The organism is Streptomyces sp. NPDC022910, from assembly GCF_055561075.1.
Genome location: NZ_JBVHHL010000024.1, coordinates 103,985 through 115,563 on the forward strand (window position 1 = coordinate 103,985; position 11,579 = coordinate 115,563).

General features: G+C 69.9%; 12 protein-coding genes. All 12 read left to right on the forward strand.

Annotated elements, in window-relative coordinates:
• Window positions 1-5: 5 nt before the first annotated feature.
• The gene (locus ACZ3TS_RS23045) at window positions 6-887 is read left to right on the forward strand and encodes a glycosyltransferase family 2 protein (RefSeq protein ID WP_467620826.1); all 882 of its coding nucleotides are present in this window, start codon (window positions 6-8) and stop codon (window positions 885-887) included.
• Window positions 888-987: 100 nt separating this feature from the next.
• Window positions 988-1,917: an ABC transporter permease gene (locus ACZ3TS_RS23050; protein ID WP_467620788.1), complete on the forward strand. Its 930-nt coding sequence runs from the start codon at window positions 988-990 to the stop codon at window positions 1,915-1,917.
• Entirely contained in the window at window positions 1,910-2,698 is a 789-nt protein-coding gene (locus ACZ3TS_RS23055; RefSeq protein ID WP_467620791.1) for an ABC transporter ATP-binding protein, read from the forward strand. The genes ACZ3TS_RS23050 and ACZ3TS_RS23055 overlap by 8 nt, the downstream gene beginning before the upstream one ends.
• Before the next feature lie 359 nt (window positions 2,699-3,057).
• Window positions 3,058-3,960, forward strand: coding sequence for a squalene synthase HpnC (hpnC, locus tag ACZ3TS_RS23060; RefSeq protein WP_467620794.1), 903 nt, complete (start codon window positions 3,058-3,060; stop codon window positions 3,958-3,960).
• Window positions 3,957-4,907, forward strand: coding sequence for a presqualene diphosphate synthase HpnD (gene hpnD, locus ACZ3TS_RS23065; RefSeq protein ID WP_467620797.1), 951 nt, complete (start codon window positions 3,957-3,959; stop codon window positions 4,905-4,907). Before hpnC ends, hpnD begins: the two co-directional genes overlap by 4 nt.
• Window positions 4,907-5,047: a DUF6380 family protein gene (locus ACZ3TS_RS23070; RefSeq protein ID WP_467620800.1), complete on the forward strand. Its 141-nt coding sequence runs from the start codon at window positions 4,907-4,909 to the stop codon at window positions 5,045-5,047. The genes hpnD and ACZ3TS_RS23070 overlap by 1 nt, the downstream gene beginning before the upstream one ends.
• The gene (gene hpnE / locus ACZ3TS_RS23075) at window positions 5,044-6,492 is read left to right on the forward strand and encodes a hydroxysqualene dehydroxylase HpnE (RefSeq protein WP_467620803.1); all 1,449 of its coding nucleotides are present in this window, start codon (window positions 5,044-5,046) and stop codon (window positions 6,490-6,492) included. The genes ACZ3TS_RS23070 and hpnE overlap by 4 nt, the downstream gene beginning before the upstream one ends.
• On the forward strand, window positions 6,489-7,625 hold the full coding sequence (locus tag ACZ3TS_RS23080; protein ID WP_467620805.1) for a polyprenyl synthetase family protein: 1,137 nt from the start codon (window positions 6,489-6,491) through the stop codon (window positions 7,623-7,625). Before hpnE ends, ACZ3TS_RS23080 begins: the two co-directional genes overlap by 4 nt.
• Before the next feature lie 116 nt (window positions 7,626-7,741).
• Window positions 7,742-9,742, forward strand: coding sequence for a squalene--hopene cyclase (gene shc / locus ACZ3TS_RS23085; RefSeq protein ID WP_467620808.1), 2,001 nt, complete (start codon window positions 7,742-7,744; stop codon window positions 9,740-9,742).
• A complete protein-coding gene (locus ACZ3TS_RS23090; RefSeq protein WP_467620811.1) occupies window positions 9,742-10,383 on the forward strand; it encodes a phosphorylase family protein in 642 nt (213 codons plus the stop codon). Before shc ends, ACZ3TS_RS23090 begins: the two co-directional genes overlap by 1 nt.
• A gap of 5 nt (window positions 10,384-10,388) precedes the next feature.
• Entirely contained in the window at window positions 10,389-11,414 is a 1,026-nt protein-coding gene (gene hpnH / locus ACZ3TS_RS23095) for an adenosyl-hopene transferase HpnH (RefSeq protein WP_467620813.1), read from the forward strand.
• A gap of 4 nt (window positions 11,415-11,418) precedes the next feature.
• On the forward strand, window positions 11,419-11,579 hold a 161-nt coding region (locus ACZ3TS_RS23100; protein WP_467620829.1), incomplete at its 3' end, for a flavodoxin-dependent (E)-4-hydroxy-3-methylbut-2-enyl-diphosphate synthase.

The window sequence follows — 11,579 nt, forward strand, 5'->3', positions numbered from 1 at the left end:
GCGCCATAAAGGTCGGGGCCGTCGTCATCACGATGGGCAACCGTCCCGCCGAGCTCCGCGCCCTCCTCGACTCGGTGGCCAAGCAGGACGGCGACCCGGTCGAGGTGGTCGTGGTCGGCAACGGCTCGCCCGTCCCGGACGTCCCCGACGGCGTCCGCACGGTGGAGCTGCCCGAGAACCTCGGCATCCCCGGCGGCCGCAACGTCGGCATCGCGGCCTTCCGTCGCGGCAGCACCGACGGGTATGACGTCGATGTCATCCTCTTCCTGGACGACGACGGCCTCCTGGCCCGCAACGACACCGCCGAGCTGTGCCGCCAGGCCTTCGCCGCCGACCCGGAGCTCGGCATCATCAGCTTCCGCATCGCCGACCCCGACACCGGCGAGACCCAGCGGCGCCATGTGCCGCGGCTGCGCGCCTCGGACCCGATGCGCTCCTCCCGGGTCACGACCTTCCTGGGCGGCGCCAACGCCGTCCGTACGAAGGTCTTCGCCGAGGTCGGCGGTCTGCCGGGCGAGTTCTTCTACGCCCACGAGGAGACCGACCTGGCCTGGCGGGCCCTGGACGCGGGCTGGATGATCGACTACCGCTCGGACATGGTGCTGTACCACCCCACGACAGCCCCCTCCCGGCACGCGGTCTACCACCGGATGGTCGCCCGCAACCGGGTCTGGCTGGCCCGTCGCAACCTGCCCGCCGTCCTCGTCCCGGTCTACCTGGGCGTCTGGATGATCCTGACGCTGCTGCGCCGCCCGTCGCGGGCCGCGCTCAGGGCGTGGTTCGGCGGGTTCCGGGAGGGCTGGACGGCTCCGAGCGGCCCCCGGCGCCCCATGAGGTGGCGTACGGTGTGGCGGCTTACCCGACTGGGCCGCCCTCCGGTCATCTGACAAGCTCGATAGACGGAACCCAGCGGGTGGGACCCACATCCCGGCTCCCATCCGTGCGCGGGCAGGCCGTGCGACCCGAAGACGGAGAGTTTGCCAACCTGTGAGTGAGACAACGCATGACGGCGGCGTCGCGGTGAGCGACCGTCCGTCGCCCGATGACGGGCTGACCGCGGCCGAGTTGGCCGCCAAGTACGGGCTCTCGGTCAGCGGTGCCCGGCCCGGACTCGTCGAGTACGTCCGCCAGCTGTGGGGACGCCGTCACTTCATCCTCGCCTTCTCGCAGGCGAAGCTCACCGCCCAGTACAGCCAGGCCAAGCTGGGCCAGCTGTGGCAGGTGGCCACCCCGCTGCTGAACGCGTGCGTGTACTTCCTGATCTTCGGGCTGATCCTGAAGGCCAGCCGCGGCATGTCGCACGGCACGTACATCCCGTTCCTGGTGACCGGCGTTTTCGTCTTCACGTTCACCCAGAGCTCGATCATGGCCGGCGTCCGCGCGATCTCCGGCAATCTGGGCCTGGTGCGCGCACTGCACTTCCCGCGGGCCTCGCTGCCCGTCTCGTTCGCGCTGCAGCAGCTCCAGCAGCTGCTGTTCTCGATGATCGTGCTGTTCGCCGTGGTGGTGGGGTTCGGCAGCTATCCGCGCCTGTCCTGGCTGCTGATCGTTCCGGTGCTGGTGCTGCAGTTCCTCTTCAACACCGGTCTCGCGCTGATCGTGGCGCGGCTGGGTGCCAAGACGCCGGACCTCGCCCAGCTGATGCCGTTCGTCCTGCGGACCTGGATGTACGCCTCCGGCGTCATGTTCTCCATCCACAACATGCTCGTCGGCCGCCCCGAATGGGTCATCCGCGCGTTGCAGGTGAACCCGGCCGCCGTCTACATGGACCTGATGCGTTTCGTGGTCATCAAGGACTACGGTTCCGAGAACCTCCCGCCGCACGTCTGGGCCATCGCGCTGTTCTGGGCCGTCGTCGTCTTCGTCGGCGGGTTCGTGTACTTCTGGAAGGCGGAGGAGCGGTACGGCCGTGGCTGAGAAGGACACCGGGGCCAGGGTGCCCACCGTCATCGCGGACGAGCTGCACATCGTCTATCGCGTCAACGGCGCCAGGACGGGCAAGGGCAGTGCGACCGCCGCCCTCAGCCGCATCCTCAGGCGAGGCTCCGACGACGCGGCGCGCGGCGTACGCAAGGTGCACGCGGTCAGGGGCGTCTCGTTCGTCGCCTACCGGGGCGAGGCCATCGGTCTGATCGGTTCGAACGGCTCCGGCAAGTCCACGCTGCTGCGGGCCATCGCCGGTCTGCTGCCCGCCGAGCGGGGGAGGGTCTACACCGACGGCCAGCCCTCGCTGCTCGGCGTGAACGCGGCCCTGATGAACGACCTGACGGGCGAGCGCAACGTCATCCTGGGCGGCCTTGCGATGGGTATGTCCAGCGAGGAGATCAAAGCCAGATACCAGGACATCGTCGACTTCTCGGGCATCAACGAGAAGGGTGACTTCATCACGCTGCCGATGCGCACCTACTCCTCCGGCATGGCGGCGCGGCTGCGCTTCTCCATCGCGGCCGCCAAGGACCACGACGTCCTCATGATCGACGAGGCCCTCGCCACCGGTGACCGCAAGTTCCAGAAGCGGTCCGAGGAGCGTATCCGCGAGCTGCGCAAGGAGGCGGGCACGGTGTTTCTGGTCAGTCACAACAACAAGTCGATCCGGGACACCTGTGACCGGGTGCTGTGGCTGGAGCGCGGTGAGCTGCGGATGGACGGTCCCACCGAAGAGGTCCTGAAGGAGTACGAGAAATTCACGGGCAAGTAGCCCTTTCATGCCCAGGGCCCCGCCGGAACGGTCCGGCGGGGCCCTGCGTCTGCAAAGAAAACGCCAACTCTGTTTGCGGCAAGGAATCTTGACGCAAATCGGTGTGTTGTTGTGATGTGCAGGACACCCCGACGAACCTCGCTGCGTTGTACAACGTAAGCTGTACCGGTGCTGATTCGCGGCAAGTGGGGCGATAATGCCCTGCACCCACACCTGCCGCGCTGTGCGGATGGTCGGGCGGCGTGTCCGAAATAGGATGTATTAGGTGGGCAGTGTAGAACGGGAGATGTGACGGCAATGGCTACGGAAAGTCTCCAGCTCCGCGAGGCATGTGCCGTCTCCGCGTCGGGCGGCGAGCGGTGACCCAAGCCGGGACGGCGCGCATCGGCGACCTGGAGCGCCACACCCTCGACAAGGCCGCGGACGAGAACTTCCCTGTGGCACCCTTCTTCCTGCCCAGGGCCTGGCGTGCCGACCTGATGGCCGTCTACGGCTTCGCTCGTCTGGTCGACGACATCGGTGACGGCGACCTCGCTTCGGGTGGCGCCGACGCCCGTCTGCTCGGCGTGTCGCCCGAGGAAGCCGAGGACCGCCTCGTTCTCCTGGACGCTTTCGAGGCCGATCTGCACAGGGTCTTCGACTCGACGCCGCGTCACCCCCTCCTGCGCCGCCTGCAGCCCACGGTCCGGCGCGCCGGTCTCACCCCCGAGCCGTTTCTCGGTCTGATCGCCGCCAACCGCCAGGACCAGCTCATCGGCCGGTACGAGAGGTACGACGACCTCCTCGCGTACTGCGAGCTGTCCGCGAACCCGGTCGGCCGGCTCGTTCTGGGCGTCACCGGCACCTCCACTCCCGAGCGCATCCGCCGCTCCGACGCGATCTGCACGGCGCTGCAGATCGTGGAACACCTCCAGGACGTCGCCGAGGACCTCGGCCGCGACCGCATCTATCTGCCCGCCGAGGACATGAAGCGCTTTCATGTCCAGGAGACGGATCTCGCCACGAAGACAGCAGGCGCATCGGTGCGCGCACTGGTTGCGTACGAAGCAGAACGCGCCCGCGATCTCCTGAATGAAGGCGCCCCCCTCGTGGGTAGCGTCCACGGCAGGCTCAGACTGCTGCTGGCGGGCTTCGTGGCGGGAGGAAGGGCGGCGATCCAGGCGATCGCCGCCGCCGAATACGACGTACTTCCCGGCCCGCCCAAGCCCGGAAAGCTCCGGTTGCTGCGCGAGGTGGGCGTGACTCTGCGAGGAGAGGGGTGATCCGGACCGTGGAGTCTCCACCGCACATGTCCCCACCGGTACTCGCCGCGTACAGCTACTGCGAGGCCGTCACCGGGCAGCAGGCCCGTAACTTCGCGTACGGCATCAGACTCCTGCCGACGCCCAAGCGTCGTGCCATGTCCGCGCTCTACGCGTTCTCACGGCGGGTCGACGACATCGGCGACGGCGCGTTGTCGGCCGAGGTCAAGACCGAGCGGCTGGAGGAGACCCGGGCGCTGCTGGGCCGGATCCGCGAGGGAGAGGTGGCCGAGGACGACACCGACCCGGTCGCGGTCGCCCTCGCCCACGCTGCCCGGCACTTCCCGATCCCGCTCGGCGGCCTCGACGAGCTCATCGACGGCGTCCTCATGGACGTCCGCGGCGAAACCTACGAGACCTGGGACGACCTGAAGGTCTACTGCCGCTGCGTGGCCGGGGCCATCGGGCGGCTCTCGCTCGGCGTGTTCGGCACCGAGCCGGGGGCGCGCGGCGCCGAGCGCGCGCCGGAGTATGCCGACACGCTCGGGCTCGCGCTGCAACTCACCAATATCCTCCGGGACATCCGCGAGGACGCCGAGGGCGGGCGGGTCTATCTGCCCGCCGACGACCTGGCCAAGTTCGGCTGCTCGACCGGCTTCCACGGACCGACCCCACCCGAGGGCTCCGACTTCGCGGGCCTCGTGCACTTCGAAGTGCGTCGGGCCCGCACCCTTTTCGCCGAGGGCTACCGGCTGCTCCCCATGCTCGACCGGCGCAGCGGCGCCTGCGTGGCCGCCATGGCCGGCATCTACCGCCGGCTGCTCGACCGTATCGAGCGCGAGCCGGAGGCGGTGCTGCGCGGCCGGGTCTCGCTGCCCGGCCGGGAGAAGGCGTACGTCGCCGTGCGCGGTCTGTCGGGCCTGGACGCGCGGAGCGTGTCCCGGCGGACCGTCAGGAGGCGTGTGTGATGGACAATCCGGTCCAAGGTGACTCGACCGCCGAAAAGCGGCAGGCAACCCTCCGGTGCGGCGCGGCGTCCATGACTGCGACGGACTGCCGTGCATCGTTCAAGCACCACGGCGGACCGGCAGGGGAGGAAGCACGATGAGCGACGGCACACAGCCGGGGGGCCCGGCCGAGGACGCCTCTGGTCGCCCCGGGGCGCCGCCGTCCGCCTCGGGGACGTCCGCCGTGGTCGTCGGGGGAGGGCTCGCAGGCATCACGGCCGCGCTCGCGCTCGCCGATGCCGGCGTGCGGGTCACCCTGCTGGAGGGACGTCCCCGCCTGGGCGGTCTCGCCTTCTCCTTCCAACGTGGTGGCCTGACCGTCGACAACGGCCAGCACGTCTATCTGCGGTGCTGCACCGCCTACCGCTGGTTCCTCGACCGCATCGACGCGGCCGCGCTGGCACCGATGCAGGATCGTCTCGACGTGCCCGTTCTCGACGCGGAGGGCGCACCCGGAAGACGGCTCGGCAGACTACGTCGCGACGCACTGCCCGTCCCCCTGCATCTCGGGCGCAGCCTGGCGACCTACCCCCATCTCTCGCTCGCCGAGCGCGCCAAGGTCGGGCGTGCCGCACTGGCGCTCCGAGCACTGGACCTCGCGGATCCCGCGCTCGACGCGCAGGACTTCGGCAGCTGGCTGGCCGCGCACGGTCAGTCGGCGCGTGCCGTCGAGGCACTGTGGGACCTGGTCGGGGTCGCCACCCTCAACGCGGTGGCCGGCGATGCATCGCTCGGGCTCGCCGCGATGGTGTTCAAGACCGGTCTGCTGTCCGACCCGGGCGCGGCCGACATCGGATGGGCTCGCGTCCCGCTGGGCGAACTGCACGACCGGCTGGCCCGCAAGGCGCTCGACTCCGCGGGCGTCCGTACCGAGGTCCGTACACGCGTCACCTCCATCTCTACTGACGAAAACGGGAACTGGAGCGTTCAGGTTCCCGGCGAGCGCCTCGAGGCCGACGCGGTGGTCCTCGCCGTACCGCAGCGCGAGGCGCACGATCTACTGCCCGCCGGAGCCCTCGACGCCCCCGAGCGGCTGCTCGAGATCGGCACCGCGCCGATCCTCAACGTCCATGTCGTCTACGACCGCAAGGTGCTGGGCCGGCCGTTCTTCGCCGCGCTCGGCTCCCCGGTGCAGTGGGTGTTCGACCGCACCGAGGCCTCCGGGCTGCGCGAGGGCCAGTACCTGGCGCTGTCGCAGTCGGCCGCGCAGGACGAGATCGACGAACCCGTGTCGGTGCTGCGCGAGCGCTATCTGCCGGAGCTGGAGCGGCTGTTGCCCGCCACCCGTGGCGCCGAGGTGAAGGACTTCTTCGTGACCCGGGAGCGCACGGCGACGTTCGCCCCCACCCCCGGCGTCGGGCGGCTGCGGCCCGGCGCCCGCACCAAGGCCCCCGGCCTCTACCTGGCCGGAGCGTGGACCGCCACCGGGTGGCCCGCAACCATGGAGAGTGCGGTCCGCAGTGGAGTCAGTGCGGCGGGCGCCGCGCTGGGCGCCCTCGGCCGGTCCGGCGCACATCTCCCCGGCCTCTTCGAGGAGGCGGCATGAGCGTCGATCCGCACGGGGCAGGCCCCCGCACCCCCGGTATCGCGACAAGAGGAGAGACTGTGCCCACTGTGCCCCCGGCCGAGACGGCCGCTCGAAGGATCGCGGTGGACGTGTCCGCGCTTCTGGAGCGCGGCCGGACCCTGGCCACCCCGGTGCTGCGGGAGGCAGTGGACCGCCTCGCACCGCCCATGGACACCGTCGCCGCCTACCACTTCGGCTGGATCGACGCCAAGGGCAACCCCGCGGACGGCGACGGCGGCAAGGCCGTGCGCCCCGCTCTCGCCCTGCTTTCCGCCGAGGCCGCGGGCCGGGCCCCCGAGGTGGGCGTGCCGGGCGCGGTCGCGGTCGAGATGGTGCACAACTTCTCTCTCCTGCACGACGACCTGATGGACGGCGACGAACAGCGCCGCCACCGCGACACCGTGTGGAAGGTGCACGGACCCGCCCAGGCGATCCTCGTCGGCGACGCCCTCTTCGCCCTGGCCAACGAGATCCTGCTGGAGCTCGGCACCGTGGAGGCCGGGCGCGCCACCCGGCGTCTGACGGCCGCCACACGTGCCCTGATCGACGGTCAGGCGCAGGACATCTCCTACGAGCACCGCGACCGCGTCAGCGTGCCGGAGTGCCTGGAGATGGAGGGCAACAAGACCGGAGCCCTGCTCGCCTGCGCCTCCTCCATCGGCGCGGTACTCGGCGGCGCCGACGACACCACCGCCGACACCCTGGAGAAGTACGGCTACCACCTCGGCCTGGCCTTCCAGGCCGTCGACGATCTCCTCGGCATCTGGGGCGACCCGGAGGCCACCGGAAAGCAGACCTGGAGCGATCTGCGCCAGCGCAAGAAGTCCCTGCCGGTCGTGGCCGCGCTGGCGGCGGGCGGACCCGCCTCCGAGCGGCTCGGGGAGATCCTCGCCGAGGACGCCAAGAGCAGCGACTTCGAGAACTTCTCCGAGGAGGAGTTCGCCGCGCGCGCCGCTCTCATCGAGGAGGCGGGCGGCCGCGAGTGGACCGCCCAGGAGGCGCGTCGCCAGCACGCGATCGCCGTGGAAGCCCTGGACTCGGTCCGGATGCCCCAGGAGGTGCGGGCGCAGTTCACGGCGCTCGCCGATTTCGTCGTCGTACGGAAGAGATGATCACTATCGGTCGAATACACCTCGCGTAGTCGCCGACCGGTGCCCAGAGCGCACACGCACCGGCCGACGGCGGACCCACAGCAGCACGATTTGCACGACTGCACGAAGGGGAAGCCATGACAGCGACGACCGACGGAAGCACCGGGGCTCTACCGCCCCGGGCCGACTCGGCCAGCGAAACCAGCGAACCGCTCCCGGAGGCGGCCGGGACGGTCGGCACTCGAGACGCCGCCGAGCGCGCCATGCGGCGTGCGACAGACTTCCTGCTCTCGCGACAGGACTCCCAGGGCTGGTGGAAGGGCGACCTCGAGACGAACGTCACGATGGACGCCGAGGACCTGCTGCTGCGCCAGTTCCTGGGGATCCGCGACGAGAAGACCACCCATGCCGCCGCGCTCTTCATCCGCGGCGAGCAGCGCGACGACGGCACGTGGGCCACCTTCTACGGCGGACCCGGCGAACTCTCCACCACCATCGAGGCGTACGTAGCCCTGCGGCTGGCCGGCGACGCGCCTGACGAGCCCCATATGGCGAAGGCGTCCGCGTGGGTCCGGGAGCAGGGCGGCATCGCCGCCTCCCGCGTCTTCACCCGGATCTGGCTCGCCCTGTTCGGCTGGTGGAAGTGGGAGGACCTGCCGGAACTGCCGCCTGAGCTCATCTACTTCCCGAAGTGGATGCCGCTGAACATCTACGACTTCGGCTGCTGGGCGCGCCAGACCATCGTGCCGCTCACCATCGTCTCGGCGAAGCGTCCGGTGCGGCCCGCGCCGTTCCCGCTCGACGAGCTGCACACCGACGCGAGCGACCCCAATCCGGCCAGGGGCCTCGCCCCCGTGGCGAGCTGGGACGGTGTCTTCCAGCGGCTGGACAAGGCGCTGCACCAGTTCCGCAAGGTCGCCCCGCGCCGGTTGCGCAGGGCCGCCATGAACACCGCCGCCCGCTGGATCATCGAGCGGCAGGAGAACGACGGCTGCTGGGGCGGTATCCAGCCGCCCGCGGTGTACTCGGTCATCGCGCTGCACCTGCTCGGCTACGACCTCCAACACCCGGTGATGCGGGAGGGCATCGCGTCGCTGGACCGTTTCGCCGTGTGGCGCGAGGACGGTGCCCGCATGATCGAGGCGTGTCAGTCCCCGGTGTGGGACACCTGCCTCGCCACCATCGCGCTCGCCGACGCCGGCCTGCCCGCCGACCATCCGCAACTGGTGAAGGCCGCGGACTGGATGCTCGGCGAGCAGATCGTCCGGCCCGGCGACTGGTCGGTGCAAAGGCCCGGGCTGCCGCCGGGCGGTTGGGCGTTCGAGTTCGACAACGACAACTACCCCGACATCGACGACACGGCCGAGGTCGTCCTCGCCCTGCGCCGCGTCAAGCACCACGACCAGGAGCGGATCGAGAAGGCCATCGGGCGGGGGGTGCGCTGGAACCTCGGCATGCAGTCGAAGAACGGCGCGTGGGGCGCCTTCGACGTCGACAACACCAGCCCGTTCCCCAACCGGCTGCCGTTCTGCGACTTCGGCGAGGTCATCGACCCGCCCTCCGCCGACGTCACCGCGCACGTCGTGGAGATGCTCGCGGTCGAGGGCCTCTCCCACGACCCGCGCACCCGCCGGGGCATCGAGTGGCTGCTGGCCGAACAGGAGCCGGATGGCTCATGGTTCGGGCGGTGGGGTGTCAACTACGTCTACGGCACCGGCTCGGTGGTGCCCGCGCTGGTGGCCGCCGGCTTCCCCGGCTCGCACCCGGCGATCCGTCGGGCCGTCGCCTGGCTGGAGAGTGTGCAGAACGACGACGGAGGCTGGGGCGAGGACCTGCGCTCATACAAGTACGTCCAGGAGTGGAGCGGTCGGGGTGCCTCCACCGCCTCGCAGACGGCGTGGGCGCTGCTCGCGCTGCTGGCCGCGGGGGAGAGCGAGTCCAAGGCCGTGGAGCGCGGGATCGACTTCCTCACCCGGACCCAGAACGAGGATGGTTCCTGGGACGAGCCGTACTTCACCGGCACCGGCTTCCCCTGGGACTTCTCCATCAACTACCACCTCTACCGGCAGGTCTTCCCGCTCACAGCGCTCGGCCGCTACGTCAACGGCGAACCGTTCGCCGAGGTCGAGGGGAGCTGATGAGCCACAAGCCCGCTTCGGCCCCGCTGCTGATCGCCTGCGCGCTCGGCATCGAGCACCTCGCCCTGCGCAGCGGCGGCCACACGGGTGCCGACGGGCCCGTCACCCTGCTCCGTACGGGTATGGGGCCCCGGGCGGCCGAACGCTCGGTCACCCGGGTGCTCGCCGAGCCCGCCCTCGCCGGGGCTGCCGTCGTCGCCACGGGCTTCTGCGCGGGGCTCGCCCCGGGCATGCATCCCGGTGACCTGGTCGTCGCCGAGGAGGCCCGGGACCCGCGCGGTACCACCCCGTGCGCGGCCACCGACCTGCTCGTCAAGGAACTCGTCCGCGCCGTCCCGGGGCGCACCGTCCACACCGGGCCGCTCACCGGCTCGGACCACGTCGTCCGCGGTCCGGAGCGGTCGGAACTGCTCGCGACCGGCGCCATCGCGGTCGACATGGAGTCCGCGGCCACGCTCCACAGCGCCGTGCGCGCGGGGGCGCGCCCGGTTGCGGCTGTCCGGGTGGTCGTGGACGCTCCAGAACATGAACTCGTCCGTATCGGCACCTTGCGCGGGGGAATATCAGCCTTCCGTGTTCTTCGTGCCGTCCTTCCCGCTTTCTTCGAATGGCACCGTTCTTTGCTGCTCCCTCGGAGGTGAGCCAGATGGCCATGCCGCTGCGCCAGTCCATCAAGGTCGCTACGTACCTGTTTGAACAGAAACTCAAGAAGCGGGACAAGTTCGCCCTGCTGGTCGAGCTGGAACCACTCTTCGCCTGCAACCTGAAGTGCGAGGGCTGTGGCAAGATCCAGCATCCGGCAGGCGTGCTCAAGCAGCGCATGCCCGTGGCCCAAGCCGTGGGGGCGGTCCTGGAGTCCGGCGCTCCGATGGTGTCCATCGCGGGCGGTGAACCGTTGATGCATCCGCAGATCGACGAGATCGTACGGCAGTTGGTGGCCAAGAAGAAGTTCGTCTTCCTGTGCACCAACGCACTGTTGATGCGCAAGAAGATGGACAAGTTCAAGCCCTCCCCCTACTTCGCCTGGGCCGTGCACATCGACGGGCTGCGCGAGCGGCATGACGCCTCGGTGGCCAAGGAGGGCACCTTCGACGAGGCGGTGGAGGCCATCAAGGAGGCCAAGCGGCGCGGCTTCCGGGTCACCACCAACTCGACCTTCTTCAACACGGACACTCCGCAGACGATCGTCGAGGTGCTGAACTACCTCAACGACGACCTGCAGGTCGACGAGATGATGCTCTCGCCCGCCTATGCCTACGAGAAGGCGCCCGACCAGGAGCACTTCCTCGGGGTCCAGCAGACCCGTGAGCTGTTCAAGAAGGCCTTCGCGGGCGGCAACCGCAGGCGGTGGCGGCTCAACCAGAGCCCGCTCTTCCTGGACTTCCTGGAGGGCAAGGTCGACTTCCCGTGCACCGCGTGGGCGATCCCGAGCTACTCGCTCTTCGGCTGGCAGAAGCCCTGCTACCTGATGAGCGACGGGTACGTGGCCACGTACAAGCAGCTGCTGGAGGAGACCGACTGGGACAAGTACGGCCGCGGCAAGGATCCGCGCTGCGCCAACTGCATGGCGCACTGCGGTTACGAGCCGACGGCCGTGCTCGCCACCATGGGCTCCTTGAAGGAGTCGCTGAGGGCCGCGCGCGAGACCATGACCAGCGGAAAGCAGCGGTGACGCGATGACCGCCGTTTCCTTGGGCGTTCCCGAGGTGCCGGCCCGGCCGATTGCGCAGCGGCGCACGTCGCGGCAGATCCAGGTCGGATCTGTGGCGGTGGGTGGTGATGCCCCGGTGTCGGTGCAGTCGATGACGACGACGCGTACGTCGGACGTCGGTGCGAC